General features: G+C 65.7%; 17 protein-coding genes and 1 pseudogene. 11 read left to right on the top strand and 7 right to left on the bottom strand.

Annotation, left to right across the window (positions count from 1 at the left end; all coding sequences use genetic code 11):
- Nucleotides 1-174: 174 nt before the first annotated feature.
- The 3 genes and pseudogenes from ABUA28_RS13750 (at nt 175) to glpK (ending at nt 3,188) form a co-directional block, all read left to right on the top strand.
- The gene (locus ABUA28_RS13750) at nt 175-927 is read left to right on the top strand and encodes a GDSL-type esterase/lipase family protein (RefSeq protein WP_349904849.1); all 753 of its coding nucleotides are present in this window, start codon (nt 175-177) and stop codon (nt 925-927) included.
- Between the two features lie 103 nt (nt 928-1,030).
- Nucleotides 1,031-1,638 (top strand): annotated as a pseudogene (locus ABUA28_RS13745) (LysR substrate-binding domain-containing protein).
- Between the two features lie 35 nt (nt 1,639-1,673).
- Nucleotides 1,674-3,188 carry a glycerol kinase GlpK gene (glpK, locus tag ABUA28_RS13740; protein ID WP_349904848.1) on the top strand — a complete coding sequence of 505 codons (1,515 nt, stop codon included), beginning with the start codon at nt 1,674-1,676 and terminating at the stop codon, nt 3,186-3,188.
- Here glpK and ABUA28_RS13735 read toward each other — a convergent pair.
- The 4 genes from ABUA28_RS13735 to ABUA28_RS13720 form a co-directional block, all read right to left on the bottom strand.
- Complete coding sequence (locus tag ABUA28_RS13735) at nt 3,185-3,859, bottom strand: 3-oxoacid CoA-transferase subunit B (protein WP_349904847.1); 675 nt, start codon at nt 3,857-3,859, stop codon at nt 3,185-3,187. The genes glpK and ABUA28_RS13735 overlap by 4 nt on opposite strands.
- Complete coding sequence (locus tag ABUA28_RS13730; protein ID WP_349904846.1) at nt 3,859-4,551, bottom strand: 3-oxoacid CoA-transferase subunit A; 693 nt, start codon at nt 4,549-4,551, stop codon at nt 3,859-3,861. Before ABUA28_RS13730 ends, ABUA28_RS13735 begins: the two co-directional genes overlap by 1 nt.
- Before the next feature lie 23 nt (nt 4,552-4,574).
- Nucleotides 4,575-6,035 carry a benzaldehyde dehydrogenase gene (locus tag ABUA28_RS13725; protein ID WP_349904845.1) on the bottom strand — a complete coding sequence of 487 codons (1,461 nt, stop codon included), beginning with the start codon at nt 6,033-6,035 and terminating at the stop codon, nt 4,575-4,577.
- Between the two features lie 182 nt (nt 6,036-6,217).
- Entirely contained in the window at nt 6,218-7,153 is a 936-nt protein-coding gene (locus ABUA28_RS13720; protein WP_349904844.1) for a LysR family transcriptional regulator, read from the bottom strand.
- Between the two features lie 201 nt (nt 7,154-7,354).
- Here ABUA28_RS13720 and ABUA28_RS13715 point away from each other — a divergent pair, with 201 nt between their 5' ends.
- From ABUA28_RS13715 to ABUA28_RS13680, 8 genes are all read left to right on the top strand, one after another.
- Nucleotides 7,355-8,827, top strand: a complete 1,473-nt coding sequence (locus ABUA28_RS13715) for an APC family permease (RefSeq protein ID WP_349904843.1) — start codon at nt 7,355-7,357, stop codon at nt 8,825-8,827.
- 63 nt (nt 8,828-8,890) lie between these two features.
- Entirely contained in the window at nt 8,891-10,237 is a 1,347-nt protein-coding gene (locus ABUA28_RS13710) for an aspartate aminotransferase family protein (protein WP_349904841.1), read from the top strand.
- 234 nt (nt 10,238-10,471) lie between these two features.
- On the top strand, nt 10,472-11,779 hold the full coding sequence (locus ABUA28_RS13705) for an ABC transporter substrate-binding protein (protein WP_349904839.1): 1,308 nt from the start codon (nt 10,472-10,474) through the stop codon (nt 11,777-11,779).
- A gap of 9 nt (nt 11,780-11,788) precedes the next feature.
- Nucleotides 11,789-12,574 carry an ABC transporter ATP-binding protein gene (locus ABUA28_RS13700; protein WP_349904838.1) on the top strand — a complete coding sequence of 262 codons (786 nt, stop codon included), beginning with the start codon at nt 11,789-11,791 and terminating at the stop codon, nt 12,572-12,574.
- Nucleotides 12,571-13,290 carry an ABC transporter ATP-binding protein gene (locus ABUA28_RS13695; RefSeq protein ID WP_349904836.1) on the top strand — a complete coding sequence of 240 codons (720 nt, stop codon included), beginning with the start codon at nt 12,571-12,573 and terminating at the stop codon, nt 13,288-13,290. The genes ABUA28_RS13700 and ABUA28_RS13695 overlap by 4 nt, the downstream gene beginning before the upstream one ends.
- A 1-nt stretch (nt 13,291) precedes the next feature.
- Entirely contained in the window at nt 13,292-14,158 is an 867-nt protein-coding gene (locus tag ABUA28_RS13690) for a branched-chain amino acid ABC transporter permease (RefSeq protein WP_349904835.1), read from the top strand.
- Nucleotides 14,155-15,234 (top strand): branched-chain amino acid ABC transporter permease, encoded by a 1,080-nt coding sequence (locus tag ABUA28_RS13685; protein WP_349904834.1) that lies wholly within the window; start codon nt 14,155-14,157, stop codon nt 15,232-15,234. The genes ABUA28_RS13690 and ABUA28_RS13685 overlap by 4 nt, the downstream gene beginning before the upstream one ends.
- 6 nt (nt 15,235-15,240) lie before the next feature.
- Nucleotides 15,241-16,338 (top strand): NAD(P)-dependent alcohol dehydrogenase, encoded by a 1,098-nt coding sequence (locus tag ABUA28_RS13680; protein ID WP_349904832.1) that lies wholly within the window; start codon nt 15,241-15,243, stop codon nt 16,336-16,338.
- Nucleotides 16,339-16,347: 9 nt separating this feature from the next.
- Here ABUA28_RS13680 and ABUA28_RS13675 read toward each other — a convergent pair whose 3' ends face one another.
- Genes ABUA28_RS13675 through ABUA28_RS13665 form a run of 3 tightly spaced genes read right to left on the bottom strand, consistent with a single transcriptional unit; the run spans nt 16,348 to nt 19,862 of the window.
- The gene (locus tag ABUA28_RS13675; protein ID WP_349904854.1) at nt 16,348-17,754 is read right to left on the bottom strand and encodes an amidase; all 1,407 of its coding nucleotides are present in this window, start codon (nt 17,752-17,754) and stop codon (nt 16,348-16,350) included.
- Between the two features lie 31 nt (nt 17,755-17,785).
- Complete coding sequence (locus ABUA28_RS13670; protein WP_349904830.1) at nt 17,786-18,640, bottom strand: IclR family transcriptional regulator domain-containing protein; 855 nt, start codon at nt 18,638-18,640, stop codon at nt 17,786-17,788.
- A gap of 49 nt (nt 18,641-18,689) precedes the next feature.
- A complete protein-coding gene (locus ABUA28_RS13665) occupies nt 18,690-19,862 on the bottom strand; it encodes a thiolase family protein (RefSeq protein ID WP_349904828.1) in 1,173 nt (390 codons plus the stop codon).
- Between the last annotated feature and the right edge of the window lie 77 nt (nt 19,863-19,939).

The raw sequence follows: 19,939 nt of genomic DNA, 5'->3' as shown, positions 1-19,939 counted from the left end.
ATCCACGACTAAGGGTCGCGGACCATAACAACCCCGATCCAGCCCCGCAATCCCGGGCCCAGATCAAGAACCCATCCACACCTTCTTGCCTATAAGCCACATCCGGTCGAATAAGTTACCGCAAGCCGTCCGCGCTCGCGTAAGCTGTGCGCAGGGGCGGGGGTTACCGGTAACATGCGGTTTGTACGAGCAGCGATGATGCGGGTGTGGCTTGCCATGAGGCAGTACAACAGCCAGTCATTGCCGCGTCCGCTCGACGCTCCGCGGGTCTGTGTGCCCGGGGTCAGCAGTACCCGAGTGCTCATCTTCGGGTCAGGTGTCGCGGTCGGCTGGGGAGTCACCAGTCACGAACTCGCCCTGCCCGGCGCGCTCGCGAGGGCGCTCACCTCCCGCTCTGGCCGAGGCGCAGACGTCGAGGTCCACGCAGACATGCGGATCACCGCGCGCAACGCGCTGAGCGTTCTTCGCGGCCTCGAGGTGGAAGCCTACGACGTGATCATCGTCGTCTTGGGTGCCAATGACGCGGTGGCGCAGACGGCCCTCGGGCGCTGGTGGGACGGACTCTCCGCGATCCTGGAACACCTGGAATCGCGCAGTGCGCGGCGCACGCAGCTCTTCGTCGCCGGGATCCCGCCCATTATCCAGGTGCCCGGATTTGGCGGCACGGTCGGCGCGATCGCCACCGAGCACGCGAGGAAGATCAATCAGGAGACCAGGCGGCTGTGCGAGCAGTGGGGTCGAGCGACCTTCCTGCCGTTGCCGCTCGCCGAAGGGCGCACCGCGGAGCGGTTCGGCGATGGTCGTACCTATCGCACCTGGGCGGCGGCGATGGCCGAGATCATCGCGCCCCTGCTGCACAGCGCACGATGGGGCGCGCACGGTTCGCTGCCGCGCGACTCGGCTCTGAACGAGGATCGCGTCCGCTAGACAGGCGATCAGCGACCGGTCGGCTGGGGAGGTCATAGCGAGCCTGACCAGACTGGACACGGTCGTCACCGGTCTTCGCGAGCGCAGGACAGGTCGGCTCACGGTGGGCTACTTCGCCTCAGCTGGAGCCGCGTGGGTACCGCGGGTCGCCAAGACTCTCACGGACGAATTCCCCGGGCTCGAGCTCGTGCTGAGCGAGGCGCCCGACGCGACCGAATCGGCCAACTTCGACATCGACCTCGTCAACGGGTTCCCGCACGACGAGCACGAGCCGCCCACCGGGTATCATCGCGGGCGCCTCATCGACGGCACATTCGTGGTGCTCGTGCACTGCGACCATCCGTGTGCCGCGGGGAAGAGCGTGCCGCTCGCGGAACTGAGCGGTGAGGAGTGGATGGACAACGAACTCGCGGATCGCCCGGGAAGACGCGTTCTGATCGAGGCCTGCAGGGCAGCCGGGCTCACTCCGCGATTCGTCGTGCAGGCACAGGATCACTGCACGGCCATGGCCTTCGTCGCGGCGTCGGCATCACCGTGCTTCCCCAGCTCGCCGCGATCGAGGCGCTGAGGAACGTGCGCGCGATACACCTCAGCGATCCGGAGCCGGTGCGCCGGATCTCTCTCCTCGTCAAGGAATCGCTCGCGGGCAATCCCGTGGCAGAGCGGGTCGTGCAGCTGCTCACCGAGTACACCGCACAGGGTGCCGGATAGGCTGGGCACACGATTCTCGACGGTGAGGGAGAGCGGTGACCGGGCAGCGTTACGTGGCAGCGATCGACCAGGGCACGACATCCACCAGGTGCATCGTCTTCGACCACGATGGCCAGCTCGTCTCCGTTGCGCAGAAGGAACACGCGCAGCACTTTCCGCAGCCGGGCTGGGTGGAGCACGACGCCGACGAGATCTGGGCCAACGCGCAGACGGTCGTGGCGGATGCCCTGGCCGATGCCGGGGTCGCACCGGAAGACCTCGCCGCCATCGGCATCACGAACCAGCGTGAGACGACGCTGCTCTGGGACCGCGCGACCGGCCAGCCCGTTCACAACGCGATCGTCTGGCAGGACACCAGGACAGACGCCCTCGTGCACCGTCTCGGCGGTGTCGTCGGCTCTGCGCGCTTCACAGAGCGCACCGGCCTTCCGCTCGCGACCTACTTCGCCGGGCCGAAGATCCTCTGGCTGCTGGAGAACGTCGACGGGCTGCGCGAGCGGGCAGAGGCGGGGGAACTGCTGTTCGGCACGATGGACAGCTGGCTCATCTGGAATCTCACCGGCGGCCCGGATGGCGGCAGGCACGTGACCGACGTCACGAACGCGAGTCGCACCATGCTCATGAATCTGGGGGATCTCGAGTGGGACCAGACGATCCTCGAGCGGATGAACATCCCGGCCGCGGTCCTGCCGGAGATCGTGTCGTCATCCGAGGTCTACGGAACCGCGACCGGGTTTCTCACTGGTGTTCCCGTCGCCGGTGCGCTGGGTGACCAGCACGCCGCCCTCTTCGGCCAGACCGCCTTCGACACCGGCGACGTCAAGAGCACCTACGGCACGGGCGCCTTCCTGCTCCTCAACACGGGCACCAGCCCGGTGCAGTCCGCCCACGGGCTGATCAGCACGGTGGGCTACAAGATCGGCACGGAGCCCGCCGTGTACGCGCTCGAGGGGTCGATCGCGATGGCCGGTGCACTCGTGCAGTGGCTGCGCGACCAGCTCGGACTCGTGGCGCAGGCGAGCGAGATCGAGGCGCTCGCGGCATCCGTCGACGACAACGGAGGGTGCTATTTCGTCCCGGCCTTCTCCGGCCTGTTCGCACCGTACTGGCGCAGTGATGCCCGTGGGGTCATCGCGGGGCTCACCGGATACATCACGAAGGCGCACATCGCGAGGGCCGTGCTCGAGGCATCCGCCTGGCAGACGCGCGAGATCCTGGATGCGATGCAGGCAGACACTGGCATCGAGCTGACCGCGCTCAAAGTGGACGGCGGCATGACGGCGAACGGGCTGCTCATGCAACTGCTCGCGGACGCTCTCGACGTCGACGTCGTGCTGCCCGAGATTGCGGAGACGAGCTGCCTCGGTGCCGCCTATGCCGCAGGGCTCGCGGTCGGGTTCTGGCCGGATCTTACGCGCCTGCGCGAGAACTGGAAGCAGAAGACGAGCTGGAGCCCCACGGTCGATCCGGCGAGGCGTGAGCGAGAGTATTTCTTCTGGAAGAAGGCCGTGCAGCGCACTCTCGACTGGGTCGAGGAGCCCGAGGCTTAGTTCGCTGCGCGCAGCGGCAGTCCGGTGAGCTCGCGCAGTTGGCCGACGGTCGCGTCGCCGAACGCCTCACGCACGGTAGCCACGCCGTCCGCGAGGTCGAACACGGCGTAGTCCGTGTAGACGACCGTGACGCATCCGACTCCGGTGAGCGGGTAGCTGCACTGCTCGACGAGCTTGCACTGCCCGTCACGGGTGAACAGCTCCATCACGACGAACACCTCGCGGGCGCCGAAGGCGAGGTCCATTGCTCCTCCGACGGCGGGGATCGCGTCCTCCGCGCCTGTGTGCCAGTTCGCGAGGTCCCCGGATGTCGAGACCTGGAACGCGCCGAGCACGCAGATGTCGAGGTGGCCGCCCCGCATCATCCCGAAGGAGTCCGCGTGGTGAAAGTAGGACGCGCCAGGGAGCTCGGTCACGGGGATCTTGCCTGCGTTGAGCAGGTCGGGGTCGATCTGGTCGTCGACGGCGGCCGGGCCCATCCCGAGCATCCCGTTCTCGGTGTGCAGGATGATCTCACGGTCGGTGGGCAGATAGTCGGACACCTTGGTGGGCAGCCCGATACCGAGGTTGACATATGCGCCCTCGGGAATGTCCTGGGCGACCCTGCGGGCCATGTCGTCGCGACTGAGTGGGCCGCGCGCAACGGGGGATGAGATTCTGGCTTCCGACATCACTGTCCCTCCGTCGCCGGGGGCAGGCGACCGCCGACCTCGACGATTCTCTGCACGAAGATCCCGGGGGTGACGACGACCTCTGGATCGAGCTCACCGACCTCGACGATCGTGCTCACCTGGGCAACGGCAGTGGTCGCCGCGCTCGCCATGAGCGGGCCGAAGTTTCTCGCCGTCTTGCGGTACACGAGATTGCCGAGCCGGTCGCCCCTGTGCGCCTTGATGAGCGCGAAGTCGGCGAGCAGAGCCTCCTCGAACACATAGTTCCTTCCGCGGAAGGCACGCGTCTCCTTGCCCTCCGCGAGGCTCGTACCGTACGCGGTCGGGGTGAAGAAGCCGGCGATGCCCGCTCCGCCCGCACGAATGCGTTCCGCGAGCGTCCCCTGCGGCACAAGCTCAAGCTCGAGCTTGCCCGAACGATAGAGCCCGTCGAACACCTGCGAGTCGACCTGCCGGGGGAACGAGCAGATGATCTTGCGCACCCTCCCCGCGGCGAGCAGCGCGGCGAGTCCCGTTGTTCCGTTGCCCGCGTTGTTGTTGACGACCGTGAGATCGCGCGCCCCCTGCTCGAGCAGTGCATCGATCAACTCGACCGGCTGGCCGGCCGTGCCGAAGCCGCCGATCATCACCGTCGCGCCATCGTGCACGTCTCGCACGGCAGCAGCGACGTCCGCTGCGATCTTGTCAATCATCTGTCTGCTCGTTCCCAGGGGGATCAGAACGGGTATCTTTCGATCTCGCTCTGCATGGTGACCCACTGGGTCTCGGTGAACGCCTCGATGTTGGCATCCGCACCGCCGAAGCGCGATCCGGTTCCGGATGCTCCGACGCCTCCGAAGGGTATGACAGGCTCGTCATCGACCGTCTGGTCGTTGATGTGCACGATTCCGCTGTGCATCCGATCCGACAGTGCGAGAGCACCCAGGGTGTTCTTCGTGAGGATGGCCAGGGACAGACCGTACTCGCTGCGGTTGACGATGTCGACGGCCTCGTCGAGGCTGGAGAACTTCATCACCGGTGCGACCGGGCCGAACACCTCGTCCCTGAACGCGGGCTGGTCCGGCTCACTTTCCGCGAGCACGGTAGGACGATAGAACAGGCCCTCGTAGGTGCCGCCCGCGGTCAGCCTGGCACCCGCGTCGACGCTGCCGGTGACGAGGGAGTGGATGCGGTCCCGCTGTCCGGCGTCGATGACCGGGCCGAGTGCAGCATCCGTCGTCGCCCCGTTGCCAACCGGCAGGCCGTTGGCCGTGGCGGAGAGGCGCTCGACGTACTCGTCATAGATGTTCTCGTGCACGAGGTGGCGACCGGTGGTCATGCAGACCTGGCCCTGGTGCAGGAACGAGCCCCAGGCGCCGGCAGACACGGCCGCCGGCACGTCGACATCGTCGAGCACGAGCATGGCGTTGTTGCCGCCCAGCTCAAGGTGAACCCGCTTGAGGTGCTTCGCACCGAGCTGGCCGATGGCCCGCCCGGCGTTCGTCGACCCGGTGAAGGAGATCACCCGAACCGAGGGGTGCTCGATGAGCGCCGTCGCCGGTTCGATCGCCCCCGGAAGCACGTGGAAGAGTCCGGCAGGGAGCCCCGCCTCTTCGAGGATCGCCGCAAAGATGAGGCCGCCGGAGACCGCGGTGCGCGGGTCTGGCTTGAGGATGACCGCATTGCCGAGGGCGAGCGCTGGCGCGACCGAGCGCATGGAGAGGATCTGGGGGAAGTTGAACGGGGAGATCACGCCGACGACGCCGACGGGGATGCGACGGGCGAGGCTGAGCCGCGGCTTGGCGCTGCGCAGGAGCTGGCCATACGGGGCCTGTGCGACGGCGGCAGCAGCGTAGAAGATTCCCGAGACCATGTGGCTCTCGAATGCGGCCTTACCCTTCGCGGACCCTGCCTCACGGATGAGCCAGTCGCTCGACACAGCGGCATTGGCCTCGAGCAGGTCGCCCGCCCTGCGCAGCACGGCGGCGCGCTCCTCATAGCTGGTTGCGGCCCAGGCCTTCTGGGCCTTGACGGCGACATCCACCGCGCGAGCGACATCCTCGGTGTTCGCCACACCGAAGCGGCCGATAGCGCTCTCTGTCGCCGGCTCCATGACGTCCTGGCTTCCGCCCGCAGACGCCACCCAGCCCGAGCTGTAGAGCTTTCCATCCCACTGACTGGGGTCAAAGAACGACATTATTCCTCCTTGAATACGGCCTGTGCGCTAAGCGAACGCATGTGCTAATGACGAACCTAACATGGTGCACTGACCACTGCAATGACAATGCGGGGGTGATCCCGTCACAGAAGTGCCCCTATGCCGGCGAAGGTTTTGTCGATCGTGCACTTGTTTCGAGTGGCGGCGTCACGAGCCGCGTACTAGAGCGGGTTCGACGGTCCAAGCAGTGACTCGGCGCCAGGCATCATGCCGATGTATTGCCGAACCAGGGTGATCGTGCATTCTCGGAGTGATTCCACCAGCGGGTTCGTGTTGCCTTTGCGGCTCACGAGCGCGAGTGTGCTTGGTTCCGCATCGGAAATCGGCAGGAAGTCCACCCCGGGATGCCGGTACTTGCGTGCCGCACTCTCAGGGAAGGTATCGACGATATCGGTGTACGCCACGGCAGCGAGACTCTCCGGCAGCGTCGTGACGGCGGCGCCGACGCGGCTGCGTTCCCCCCGCTCGGCGTCGAGCGACCAATATGACGACCACGAAGCGGGCGTCCCCCCACCTGCGACCGCGAATGGCCGGTCGAGTATGTCCTCGATCGACACACTGTCGAGGCCGGCGAATTCGCCTCGTGCCGATGTGGCCGCGCGAAGCGGTTCTTGGAACAGCGGCGTCACACATAACGCCGGGTCGTCGACCGGGAGACGAATGAACGCGGCATCTACCACGCCTGAATGCAGGAGTTCGAACTGGTTGTTCATCGAGAGCTCGGTGAATGCGAGCTCGGCATGCGGATGTGTCTCAGACACGGAGTCGAAAAGCAGGTGAGTGAGTTCTCCGAGTGCCTCGCCGAAGAAGCCAATCCTGAGGCGTGTCGTTGCGCTCCCCGCAACGGATCGAGTGTCCATTTTTAACACGTGGAGCGAATCCAGGATGCTGTTCGCCTCATCGACGAAATGCGCGCCCGCCTGTGTGATGACGACTCCGCTCGCTGAGCGGTCGAAGAGGGAAACACCGAGTTCGAGCTCGAGTCGCCGCAACTGCGTGCTGAGCACGGATGGCGCAATATGTTCGAGATCCGCGGCTCTGCCGAAGTGCAGTGTTTGCGCAACGCGGACCGCGTACCTCAGCTGTCGAAACTCCATCGCAGCACCCCCGCGCCCTTCGCACATCGTCGTACGTTCGCGAATCGAGAAGCAGTGTTCGCGCTTTGTCCATTGAGGTTCTTGCTCGCTGTCGACACCATAAGTCCATTACGGCGACATCGTGCAATGTAGCAACGATGCTAGCCGGAATCCACGTGTGGCCCCAGATTCAATTGGTAGGCCCGAGACAAGGAGGTCGAAGTGAGTAGTAACACTGTGGTGCAGACCGGCGGTGCGGGTTCTCGTTCTCAACTCCGTGCCGGTTCGATCGGAACTGCCGGAATCGTTTTTTTCGTCGTTGCGGCCGCGGCTCCGCTCGCCGCGACGCTCGGTGCTGGCCCCGTCGTGTTTATCTTCGCCGGCCCGGGAGCGCCGGCGATGTACCTTATCGCGGCCCTTGCACTACTCCTGTTCTCCTTCGGGTTCGCTCTGATGGCGCGCTTCGTGACCAATGCAGGCGGTTTTGCCGCCTTTATTTCCTGGGGGCTGGGGCGTCGAGCCGGCCATGCCGCGGCTGCCATTGCGCTATTGGCCTACTTCGCGATGTTCCTCGGTATCGCGGCGCAGTTCGCGACCTTCGTCTCCGACCTTTCACATCGGTTCCTCGGACTGGATGTTCCTTGGCAGGCTGCGTATGTCGTGGGCGTCGTGGTCATCGGCATACTGGGGTACCGGGACATCCGGATCTCTGCAATTCTCCTCGGAGTGTTGTTGGTTCTCGAAGTGCTGGTCTTACTCGTTTTCGATGTCGCAGTGCTTGTCCAGGGTGGTGCCGAGGGAATCAACATCGACTCCTTCGCCGCAGGCAACGTCTTCTCGCCGACGATGGGCCTCGCACTGCTGTTCGCGTTCGCCTGCTTCGTCGGGTTTGAGGCGACCATTCTTTACGGTGAGGAAGCTCGCGATCCGAAGAAGTCCGTTCCGCGGGCGACCTACATCGCGGTTGCAGCCATCGGTGTCCTCTACACCCTGACCATGTGGGTGCTCTCGCTCGCGTACGGCACGGACTCGGTGCAGAAGGCCGCTGAGGACGATCCGGTGGGTTTCGTGCTGAATGCCACTGGCACGTATATCGGCCCGTGGGCGACGGTGATCATGGAGACCCTCGTGCTCACCAGTTTGCTGGCGGTGCTGCTCTCGTTCCAGAATGCGTTGAGCCGCTATGTCTATTCGCTCGGTCGGGCAGGATTTCTGCCCAGAAAACTCGGCGTCTCACACCCGAAGCACAAGAGCCCGAGCCGTGCCAGCTTCGCCGTCACGATCGTCATAGTGATCGTGCTGTTCGTGTTCGTGCTTGCCGGAGCCGATCCGTTCTCTGTTATCTACATGTGGATGATCGGCGTCGGGACCCTGGGAGTGCTCCTCCTTCAAGCCGCAGGTGCAGCCGCAGTCGTCGCGTATCTCCGGCGCTACGCAAAGAACGAGGCGCTCTGGCGCAGATTCATCGCGCCGACCATCGGCGGGATCATGCTCATCATCGCGGTGGTACTGGCGGTGACCAACTTCGGTGCGCTCATCGACTCGACCGGTGTCATCACCGTTCTTCTGCCGGTGCTGTATTTGCTCGCGATCGCTGTTGGAATCTTCGTCGGTACGGTGCGCAATGTCGACGATCTGCGTCAAGAGCACCTTCCGGAGGAGGCTGCGGCAGAGCGGCACGTGGCCGCCTCATGATCTCCGTGAGGCGCACCGTCGCACATTCCGTTGCCTCCTCGTCGGCTCGAGTCTGGAGTGACAATGCCCGCCCTGACCTCTGATTCGGTCGTTGACACCTTCCTGAAGCGATTCCATGATTCTGCGGAGGCGACGCGGAAGGGGAGAGAGAGCATCCCCAGGGGGTACAGCAGAAGTTCATTCAACTTCGGCCCTCACGCCATTTTCGCTGAGCGCGGTGGTGGATGTTTCATAGAGACCATCGACGGCCACACGCTGTTGGATCTCAACAACAACTTCACGGTCAACGTGCTTGGCCATGATCACCCTGCGATCCGCGAGGCGTTGCTCGCGACGATTCCCCAGGGGATCTCGTTCGGCAATCCGGGCGAATCAGAGGCACAACTCGCGAGAATCCTCGTCGACCGGGTTGCCTCGGTCGAACGCGTGCAGTTCTCATGCTCGGCGACTGAGTCGTGCATGAGCGCTGTGCGCGTCGCCCGGGGGTATACGGGCAGAACGAAGATTGCGAAGTTCGAGGGCGGTTACCACGGCTTCAGCGACACCCTGCATATCTCGTCGCACACGGGCCCGGGAGACGATGGCGGGGATGACGGGACACCGAGGTCGATTGCCGATAGCGGCGGGATCCCCAGGAGTGATCTCGACAACGTGGTGGTTCTCCCGCAGAACGACTGGGAGAGTTGCGAGCACATTCTGCGCGCCAACGCCGCGGAGCTGGCGTGCTTGATTCTCGAGTTGCAGAGTGGTGCTGGCGGGCTGGTGACGCTGGGCCGTGCGTTCGTGGAACGGTTGCGGATGTTGACCACCGAACTCGGCATTGTCCTCGTTTTCGATGAGACCATCAGTCTTCGCGCCGACTACCACGGTCTCCAAGGGGTCTATGGGGTGAACCCCGACCTGACCGTGATGGGAAAGATGGTGGGCGGGGGCCTGCCCCTGGGCGCCCTGGGTGGTTCCGCGGACGTGATGAGCGTCTTGGAGAACGGGACGGTCTCGATCTCGGGCACCCATCACGGCCACAGGTTGGCGTTGGCGGCAGGGATTGCCTGCATGGAGACCATGCAGCCGGCGGCCTTCGAGCGCTTGAACTCGATGGCCGCGTGGATCACCTCAGAGCTGAACGCGTGGGCGATCGCGAAGGATGTTCCATTCTCTGTTTTCGGTGGAGGGTTCTCGCACATGGCATACGCGTTCTGGGCCTCCCCGGACCGCACGATGACCAATCACCGTGACTACTGGCACAAGGTTGACGGGGAGAAGACGCAGATCATCTCGCTCGAGCTGGCGAACCGCGGAATCTTCCCCGTGCACCGCGGTGAGTTCTCGCTGTCTCTGCCGATGAGCGATGACGATGTGTCATTCGTCATCAGTACTTTCATCGGCATTGTCGAGGATCTGGTCGGCTGAATCCGCAGTGGTGCAGGTGGCAGGCTTCGCGCCGATGGGACGCGTGCGTACGCCGAAGTGGCCTGACTGCGCTGTCGTGCCTTGTCGGCCATTTCCATTTCATTTCGTTGGGTACGCCACTCCTTGACTAGGGGGCAGCCAAACGCTATGTTCTCTATTGAAACATCTGTGCGGATAGCGAACAGCCTTGACGTACAGGTGCGAGACAGTGTCGTCCCACAGTCAGGAGTTTCCGTGTCAGATCCCATTTCAGGCGGCATGAGCCGCCGCACCATCCTCAAGTCCGCCGGTGTCGGCGCGGCAGCGCTGGGCTCGAGCGCCCTGTTGACTTCGTGCGGAATCAAGAGCTCGACGCCGCCGGCATCCGGCGACACGCTCAAGATCGGTTTCGTCAGCCCGCAGACCGGCCCGCTTGCCGGCTTCGCCGGGTCGGACAGCTTCGTGGTCAAGCAGGTCATGGCCGCGCTGGAGAAGGGCTTCAAGGCAGGCGGCAAGACCCGCAAGATCGAGATCGTCGTCAAAGACACCCAATCCAGCGCAACGAGGGCGAGCGAGGTCACCAAGTCGCTCATCACCTCAGACAAGGTCGATCTCGTCGTCTCCTCCGGAACGCCGGACACCGGCAACCCCGTTGCTGACCAGTGCGAGGCCGCCGGCGTGCCGAACGTCACCACGATCGTTCCCTGGGAGGCCTGGTTCTTCGGCCGCAAGGGCAAGCCGGGGGTCGGGTTCAAGTACTCGACCAACTTCTTCTTCGGCATGAAGGAGTTCGGAGAGTGCTTCTTCCCGATGTGGGACCAGATCGGCGTCGATTCCAAGAACGTCGCCTGCCTCTACCCAGACGACACCGACGCCAATGCCTTCCGCAACGGCCTCATCCCGCTCATGAAGGATGCGGGCTGGAACGCCATCGACGGCGGAGCATACGCAGACGGCACGACCGACTTCAGCGCGCAGATCTCCAAGTTCAAGTCCTCGGGGGCCGAGCTCTACACCAACGCGCCGATTCCTCCGGACTTCCAGACCTACTGGAAGCAGGCCGCGCAGCAGGGCTACCGCCCGAAGCTCGCTACCGTCGCCAAGGTCATGCTGTTCCCGTCGGAGGCCGAAGCACTTGGCCAGCTCTCGAACAACATCGCCACCGACATCTGGTGGAGTCCTTTCGGTCCGGGCAAGTCGGTGTTCAACGGCGACACCTGCCAGCAGCTCGCGGACAAGTACGCGAGCGACACCGGCAAGCAGTGGACGCAGGCGCTCGGCTCGGTCTACTCCCTGTTCGAGATCGCCATCCAGGCGTTCAAGGGGGCCTCTGACCCCAAGGACAAGGATGACGTGGCCGACAAGCTGAAGAACATGAAGATCGACTGCATCAGCGGCAACCTCGACTTCACCGCCGGCCCCCAGCCGGGTATCGCCATCCAGCACCCCGTCGGCGGGCAGTGGCGTCCGGGGAAGAAATTCCCGTGGGACATCACCATCGTCGACAACAGCGCGGACAAGTCCGTTCCGCTTGGTGGCGACCTGCAGCCGACCTTCGCCTGAGGCAGCACTGTGGAATCTGAGCCCCTCCTCGTCCTCGACGGGTTGAGCAAGAGTTTCGGCCGTGTGGTTGCTGCCGAGAACCTCAACCTCACGGTCGGGGTCGGGGAGGCGCTCGGCATCGTCGGCCCGAACGGCGCAGGCAAGTCGACCCTGTTCAACGTGATCTCCGGAGACCTGTCTCCGAATCATGGTTCGATCGTTTTCGACGGCACCGACGTCACGAAGCAGAACTCCTACAAGCGCACGCGCGCGGGGATGGGTCGCACCTACCAGGTGCCCCGCCCGTTCGACCACATGACCGTATTCGAGAACGTTCTGGTGTCCGTGCACCAGGGAGCGGGGCTCGCGGGGCGCGAGGCCTGGGGACGAGCGGACGAGGTGCTCCAGCGCACCGGACTGATCGACCAGGTGAATCTTCCTGCGGGGCGACTCGGATTGCTGCAGCGCAAGCGACTCGAAGTCGCGAGGGCGTGGGCGACCGGCCCGAAGCTCCTGCTGCTCGACGAGGTCGCCGGCGGCCTGACGACGCCGGAGGTGACCGAACTCGTCGAGCTCGTCAAGCAGGTGCACCGCTCCGGCGTCGCGATCGTGTGGATCGAGCACGTCGTGCAGGCGCTCACCTCGACGGTCGACCGGCTGCTCTGCCTTGCCGGAGGCAGGATCGTCGCCGACGGCGACCCGGCAGAGGTCATGGTCGATGCCGAGGTGCGCGAGCTCTACCTCGGCGGAAGCCTGGAGACCGGACTCGATGGTGATGGTGGGCGAGACGACAAGCCGGGGGAGGAGCGGTCATGAGCCTTCTCGAGGTCGACGAACTCAATGTTCATCACGGCCAACTCCTCGCACTCCGGGACTTCTCGATCACCGTCGAGGAGGGTCAGACCGTCGCCGTGATCGGAGCCAACGGCGCGGGTAAGTCCACGTTGCTCGGTTCCCTCGCGGGGCTCAACCGGGCGACGAGCGGCAGCGTGACGTTCGAGGGCAGGGACATCACACGTCTGCCCGCGCACAAGCACGTCGCCGCGGGCATCACGCTCGTGCCGGAGGGCAGGCGCCTGTTCAAGTCGCTGACCGTCGAGGAGAACCTGCGCACGGGCACCTATCGCGCGCGCAGCGGACCGTGGTCGGTGGAGCGGGTCATGGAGCTGTTCGACTGGATGCCGTCCCGTCGCGACCAGAACGCATCCCAGCTCTCGGGCGGTGAGCAGCAGGCCGTCGCCATCGGGCGCGCCCTCGTCGGGAATCCCAAGCTCCTGCTCATCGACGAACTCTCGCTGGGTCTCGCTCCCATCGTCGTCCAGAAGATCTACCGCGTGCTCCCACGCATCATCGAGGAGGGGACCTCCGTCTTGATTGTTGAGCAGGACGTGTCCCAGGCACTCCGGATAGCCGACCACGTGCAGTGCCTGCTCGAGGGACGCACCGTGCTCGAGGGTCGGCCGAGCGACTTCACCATGCAGCAGATCGAGAATGCCTACTTCGGCATCGACCACGCCGCAGCGGGGGCCTGACATGGACATCCTGAACGTTCTCATCCAGGGGCTGCTGCTCGGTGGCCTCTATGCGCTGTTCGCCACCGGACTGTCGCTCATGTTCGGCGTGATGCGCATCGTCAACCTCGCCCACGGCGACCTGGCCATCGTCGCCGCCTACATCGCGGTCGTCTTCGTTGGCCAGAACTTCCTGCCGGTGTGGCTCATCGTGGTCATCACCGTTCCGCTGTTCGGGCTCGTCGGCTACTTCGTGCAGCGCGGGCTGCTCAACCGGAGCCAGAAGTCCGGCCCGCTCGCGACCCTGCTGGTGACCTTCGGGCTCTCGATCGTGATCCAGAACGGACTGCAGCAGCTGTTCTCCGCGGACACCCGCACGATCGACGCGGGCTGGCTGACGACGGCGGCGTGGCGCGTCACCGGCCAGCTGTCGATCTCCTATCTCGCGCTGCTGACGCTCGTGCTCGCGCTCGCCTCGATCATCGGCATCCAGCTCTTCCTGAGCCGTTCGGGGCTCGGGCGGATGATGCGGGCATCATCCGACGACCCGGAGATCGCGTCCGTGGTCGGTGGCGATTCGCGGCACATCTACGGCATCGCCACGGCGATCGCGTTCGCGACGGTCGCGCTCGCGGGCCTCATGTTCGCCATGCGTTCCTCGTTCAACCCGACCCAGGGTCCGTCGCAACTGTTGTTCGCCTTCGAGGCCGTGGTGATCGGCGGACTCGGTTCGCTCTGGGGAACGCTCGCGGGCGGCATCGTGCTCGCGCTCACCCAGACCCTCGTCGCCTTCGTCGACCCGTCCTGGTCGATCCTCGCCGGGCACCTCGTGTTCCTCGCGGTGCTCGCGTTCAGACCGCAGGGCCTGATCCCGAGGAGGGCAGTATGAGCGTGGCGAAGACGCAGTTCCCCGGCCCGGATGAGTACATCAAGGTCACCAGGTCCGCGCGGTCCGTGAAGGCCAGTGCCGTCGGCGGCGTCGTGGTGCTCGGCGTGCTCATCGCGATGCCATACATCGTCTACCAGGACTTCACGAACATCCTGATCACCTTCTTCGCCTACCTGATCATGGCGAGCATGTGGAACCTGCTCGCGGGTTTCGGAGGGCTCGTCTCGATCGGGCAGCAGGCTTACGTGGGCATCGGTGCATACACGACACTCGTTTTCGCGAACATGGGAATGAACATCTTCCTCGCGCTGCTGCTCTCGCTCGTCACCTGCGCGATCTTCGCGATCCCCACCTCGCTCCTGGCCTTCAGGCTGCGCGGCGACTACTTCGCGGTCGGCACCTGGGTCATCGCGGAGGCGTACCGGCTGATCGTCGTGAAGATTCCGGGCTTCGGCGGCCCGAGCGGTGGCCCGCTGGTGGGAGACTTCCTGCAGATCGACCCGACCCTACGCGGGGCGATCACCTATTGGACGGCGCTCGCGGTCGGCGCGCTCACTGTGGCCGGATGTTACCTGCTGCTGCGCGGTCACATCGGCCTCGCCCTCACGGCCGTGCGCGACGACGAAGTGACTGCCCGGGCAGCCGGCGTCGATGTCACTCTCGCCAAGCGCGTGATCTACCTCATCTCGGCCGCGGGCTGCGGTGCGGCCGGCGGATTGCTCGTGATGACCCAGCTCGGCGTGCAGCCGGACGCGATCTTCAGCGTGCAGTGGTCGGCCTACATGATCTTCATCGTGATCATCGGCGGCATCGGCTACCTCGAGGGTCCGATCGTCGGCACGATCATCTTCATCGTCCTGCAGGAGACGCTCGCAGACTACGGCACCTGGTATCTCATCCTGCTCGGCCTCATCGCGATGGCCGGAGCGATCTGGCTGCCGCGTGGCCTCTGGGGCACACTGAGCGACAAGACCGGGTTCAGGCTGTTCCCCGTCGGCTATCACGTGCACAACCGCGCGCTGCTCGATCTCGTGACGACGAAACCGTCCAGGGTCGCCAAGAAGGTCGGAAGGTAGGCCACCATGCGCGTCACCGCAGCACTCGCCCGCGAGGCGGCGCAGCCCCTCGAGATCGTCGAGCTCGAACTGGACGAACCCCGCGCGGACGAGGTGCGCGTGCGGATGGTGGCCACCGGCGTCTGCCACACTGACGCCCTCGTTCGCGACCAGGTGTTGCCCACCCCGCTGCCGGTCGTGCTCGGGCACGAGGGCGCGGGCATCGTCGACGCCGTCGGGGCTGCGGTCACGACGGTGAAGCCGGGCGACCACGTCGTGCTCGGCTTCAACTCCTGCGGGAGCTGCGCGAGCTGCCGCTCCGGACATCCGGCGTACTGTGCGACCTTTCCCGCGCACAACTTCGGTGGGGCGCGTGCGGACGGCACGACCTCGCTGCGCGACGGCGAGACCGCCGTCTCGAGCCACTTCTTCGGCCAGTCGAGCTTCGCCACCTTCGCCAACGTGTCCGAACGTTCTGTGGCGAAGGTGCCCGACTCCGCTCCACTCGACCTCCTCGGCCCGCTGGGCTGTGGACTCACGACGGGTGCCGGCGCGGTGCTGGGCGTGCTGCGACCCGATGCCGGCTCCTCCATCGTGATCTTCGGAACGGGGGCGGTCGGTTGCTCCGCCCTGCTCGCCGCGGTCGTCGCGAACTGCACGACGATCGTCATGGTCGATGTCGTGCAGGGCCGTCTCGACCTGGCCCTCGAACTCGGCGCGACCCACGTCATCAATGGCGTGAACGAGGATACGGTGGAGGCTGTGAAGCGGATCACCGGTGGGGGAGCGCAGTTCGCGCTCGACACCACCGGCAACCCGCGGGTGTTCCGGCAGATGGTCGACTCGCTCACCGTGCGCGGTCACGGCGTGCTCGTCGGGGCGGCCGCCGCAGGTACGGATGCCGCGCTCGACATCGGCACCTTCCTCACCCAGTCGCCCACCATCTCCGGCGTCATCGAGGGGGATGCGGTGCCGCAGACCTTCATCCCGCTGCTGGTGGAGCTCTACGAGGCCGGGCGATTCCCGTTCGACAGGCTCGTCAAGCGGTACCCCTTCGAGCAGATCAACCAGGCCTTCGACGATTCAGCGAACGGCCTCACGATCAAGCCCGTCGTCGTCTTCTGACGTCCCGCCCTACGGCGTCGCGATCGTGACCGGCGCCAGCCGCGTCTCAACCGCGCGTGCGACCGCGAACAGCTGGTCCTCACGGAATCGACGCCCGATCAACTGGATCCCGTTCGGCAGCGCGAGCGACGGCAGCCCGTACAGGTTCACCCACGGAACACACCGCATCGAGTCGAACAGGGCCGCTGTGTCGTCCTCGTCGAGCATGTGGTCGAAGTCAAGCAGCGGTGTCGGCATCCCGGCAACCGGGCCGACGACGATCGGATAGCGTGCCGCGAACGCGGCCCACTCCACGAGCAGGCCCGCGCGCTCGATCCAGGCGTCATTGTAGCTCGACACCGAGCCGTCGAGAGCGACGGCGCCGAACATCTGCTCGACGTGCTGGCGGCCCGACTCCGTCATGAGCCCGCCGACGCGCTGAAGCATGGTGTGCACGAGATCCGTGCCGGTGATCTCCGCCCAGAGTTCCGGGGCCCGGCGGAGATCGCCGATCACGCCTTCGTCCACCTGGTAGCCCGCATCGCGGAGCAGTCCGATCGTCTCGTCGAGCCTGCGCGAGATCTCCGGGTCGATGACGGCGCCGGTCTCCTCGCGAAGCACGGCGATGCGCGGTCTCGGTTCGCCATCCGTGCGCGGCTGTGTCGCGAGAGGGAGGCTGAGCGGGTCGAGCGGGTCGTCGCTCGCGAGCACCCCGAACACCCGCTCGAGGTCGTCGACGTTCCGCGCGAACGGTCCGATCGTGCCCATCGCCTGCACGGCCGGGGTGTCTGGAAAAGCGGGCCAGGCCGCGATGTTAGGCACGACTCCCGGCGTCGATCGGATGCCGTACACGCCGCAGAAGCTTGCGGGCACCCTGATCGAGCCACCGAGATCCTGCCCGATGGCGGCCGTTGCGAGCCCCGCGGCAACGCTCGCGGCATCCCCGCCGGAACTGCCTCCGACGGTGCGTTCGGTGTCTCGCGGGTTGCGCGTCGTGCCGTAGAGGCCGCTGACCGTGTTCCAGCGCACGCACATGTCCGGCACGTTGCCGTGCCCGAGCAGCAGGGCGCCCGCATCCTTCAGGCGGGTGACCATGGGGTCGTCCCGGTCGGAGTAGCGGTCCGCGTTCGCCTTCAGGCCGTCGCTGCGCCGTAACCCGCGCACACCGTAGCTGTCCTTGACCGAGAGGGGGATGCCGTCGAGGGCGCCGGAGATCGTACGTCCGCGGCTGGTGTCCGCCGCGTCCGCCTCGGCGAGCACGTCGTCCGCGCGCACCTCGACGAGGCTGTTGATCGAGGGGTTGACCGCCGCGATGCGCTCGAGATGCGCTTCGACGATTCGTCTGCGGGTGAGGCTGCCCGAGGCGATGGCGGACTGGAGCTCGGTGATTCGTGCGGAACAGAGCTCGGTGGCGGCGCTGTCACTGGCTGGGTTCATGGTCACGGTTCTGGCTTCTTTCTCGTATCGGTCAGTGTGGGCGGGTCAGGCGTGAGGTCTCTCGTGAGAATGGCCGCGAGGCGGTCAGGTCATGGCTGATGTTCTCCGCTGCAACCAGCAACGGGGGGAGCAGGGTCTCGTGGATCGACTCGACCGTGTGACTGCTGGCGGTCGTGGACACGTTGATGGCCGCGAGCACGACACCCGTGCCGTGGCGGATCGGGGCCGCGATGGAACGCAGCCCGTCTTCGAGCTCCTGATCCACCATCGCCCAGCCGCGCTCGCGCACGGTATCGAGCTCGGCCTCGAGGGCGGCGCGGGTGCCGACCGTGTGCGAGGTGAGACTCGCGAAGTCGATGCTCGCGAGGTGCTCGTCGAGTTCGGCCGCGGGGAGGCCCGCGAGCAGCACGCGCCCCATTGAGGTCGCGTAGGCGGGAAAGCGGGTACCGATGTTGATGCGGACCGACATGATGCGCCGGGTGGGAACGCGGGCGACGTAGACGATGTCCGTTCCGTCGAGTACGGATGCGGAGGTCGATTCGTGGATCGATGCCGCGAGCTGTTCGAGGTGCGGCTGCGCGATCTCGGGCAGCGAGAGCGCGGAGAGGTAGCTGAAGCCCAGTTCGAGCACGCGCGCCGTGAGCGAGAACAATCGACCGTCGGTCTTGACGTAGCCGAGTTCGACGAGGGTCAGCAGAAAGCGCCTGCTCGTGGCTCTCGTGAGCCCTGTCCTGCGGGCGAGGTCGCTCAGGGTCATCTCCGGGTGCTCGCCGTCGAAGGCGCGGATCACGCTGAGTCCGCGGGCGAGTGATTGCACGTACTGGCCGCTCGGATCCGGTGTGGAGTCCGCTTCGATGCCCGCGGCGAAAGTCTCGGAGTTCGTCATGCGACTATCTTCCTCGCTCTCCGCTGCGGCGCGGCCAGGGCGCGCGCCTTCATCTCTCGAGCACGATCGCGAGGCCCTGCCCGACGCCGATGCAGATGGCGGCGACGCCGACACCACCTCCGCGGCGCGCGAGTTCGTGGGCGAGGTGGCCGACGATGCGGGCACCGGATGCGCCGAGCGGGTGCCCCATGGCGATGGCACCGCCGTGGACGTTGACCCTGGCGGGGTCGAGCTCCGGCCAGAGCTTCAGGCAGGCCAGGCTCTGTGACGCGAAGGCTTCGTTCAACTCGACGACATCGACATCCGCCCACGTCTTGCCCGCCCTGGCGAGCGCGCGGTTGGCCGCCTCGACAGGGGCGATGCCGAAGACATCCGGGTCGACGCCCGCGGCGGCGCGAGAGACGATGCGGGCGAGTGGCTCTGAGCCGAGCGGCCCATTCTCCCCGCCGATGAGCAGGGCCCCGGCTCCATCGCTGAGTGGAGAGGAGTTGCCTGCGGTGACCGAGCCGTTCTCCCTGAAGGCGGGCTTCAGCGCCGCGAGTGCCTCGAGTGACGAGTCGGCGCGGATGCCCTCGTCACGCACGAGAGTCGTGCCGGGCACGGCGACGACCTCGCCGTCGTAGATTCCGGCGTTCCAGGCGGTGTCTGCCTTGAGATGGCTCGCGAGGGCGAACTCGTCCTGCTCTTCGCGAGAGATCGAGTAGCGGTCGGCGAGGATCTCGGCGGTCTCACCGAGCGACACCGTCCACTGGTCGGTCATCTTCGGGTTGACCATGCGCCAGCCGAGCGTCGTGGAGTGCAGCGTCTCGTGGCCACTCGGGAAGGCGCGCGAGGGCTTGAGGAGAACCCAGGGTGCGCGGCTCATCGACTCGACGCCGCCGGCCAGGATGACCTCGGCATCCCCGGTCTCGATCGCCCGACTGGCCTGGATGACGGCTTCGACGCCCGAGCCGCAGAGCCGGTTGACGGTGGACCCGGTGACGGAGGTAGGGAATCCCGCGAGCAGGGCGGCCATCCTCGCGACGTTGCGGTTGTCTTCGCCCGCTGCGTTCGCGTCGCCTAGGATGACGTCGTCGATCCGCGCGGGGTCGAGGTCGGGATGCCGTGCCGCGATCTCGGAGACCACGAACGCGGCGAGGTCGTCGGGCCGCACCCCGCCGAGCCCCTTGCCATACCGACCGAACGGGGTGCGTATAGCGTCGTAGATAAAACTGGCGGTCATCGTTACCTGAAATCTTCGCTGAAAATAGTGATGTGTGCGCAGAGTGAACTTGTGTTCTAATGATGAGCGTATCATTG

This window comes from Parafrigoribacterium humi (assembly GCF_040227205.1).
Taxonomy (GTDB): domain Bacteria; phylum Actinomycetota; class Actinomycetes; order Actinomycetales; family Microbacteriaceae; genus Parafrigoribacterium_A; species Parafrigoribacterium_A humi.
The sequence above is the reverse complement of the archived record's forward strand: the minus strand, read 5'-3'. Positions and strand labels throughout refer to the sequence as shown.

What these genes read in the sequence shown, in the direction of transcription:
- ABUA28_RS13730 (WP_349904846.1), bottom strand. Translation starts at nt 4,551, where the DNA reads ATGATTGACAAGATCGCAGCGGACGTCGCTGCTGCCGTGCGAGACGTG.
- ABUA28_RS13750 (WP_349904849.1), top strand. Translation starts at nt 175, where the DNA reads ATGCGGTTTGTACGAGCAGCGATGATGCGGGTGTGGCTTGCCATGAGG.
- ABUA28_RS13735 (WP_349904847.1), bottom strand. Translation starts at nt 3,859, where the DNA reads ATGTCGGAAGCCAGAATCTCATCCCCCGTTGCGCGCGGCCCACTCAGT.
- ABUA28_RS13690 (WP_349904835.1), top strand. Translation starts at nt 13,292, where the DNA reads ATGGACATCCTGAACGTTCTCATCCAGGGGCTGCTGCTCGGTGGCCTC.
- ABUA28_RS13710 (WP_349904841.1), top strand. Translation starts at nt 8,891, where the DNA reads ATGCCCGCCCTGACCTCTGATTCGGTCGTTGACACCTTCCTGAAGCGA.
- ABUA28_RS13725 (WP_349904845.1), bottom strand. Translation starts at nt 6,035, where the DNA reads ATGTCGTTCTTTGACCCCAGTCAGTGGGATGGAAAGCTCTACAGCTCG.
- ABUA28_RS13695 (WP_349904836.1), top strand. Translation starts at nt 12,571, where the DNA reads ATGAGCCTTCTCGAGGTCGACGAACTCAATGTTCATCACGGCCAACTC.
- ABUA28_RS13680 (WP_349904832.1), top strand. Translation starts at nt 15,241, where the DNA reads ATGCGCGTCACCGCAGCACTCGCCCGCGAGGCGGCGCAGCCCCTCGAG.
- ABUA28_RS13675 (WP_349904854.1), bottom strand. Translation starts at nt 17,754, where the DNA reads ATGAACCCAGCCAGTGACAGCGCCGCCACCGAGCTCTGTTCCGCACGA.
- ABUA28_RS13685 (WP_349904834.1), top strand. Translation starts at nt 14,155, where the DNA reads ATGAGCGTGGCGAAGACGCAGTTCCCCGGCCCGGATGAGTACATCAAG.
- ABUA28_RS13665 (WP_349904828.1), bottom strand. Translation starts at nt 19,862, where the DNA reads ATGACCGCCAGTTTTATCTACGACGCTATACGCACCCCGTTCGGTCGG.
- ABUA28_RS13720 (WP_349904844.1), bottom strand. Translation starts at nt 7,153, where the DNA reads ATGGAGTTTCGACAGCTGAGGTACGCGGTCCGCGTTGCGCAAACACTG.
- ABUA28_RS13670 (WP_349904830.1), bottom strand. Translation starts at nt 18,640, where the DNA reads ATGACGAACTCCGAGACTTTCGCCGCGGGCATCGAAGCGGACTCCACA.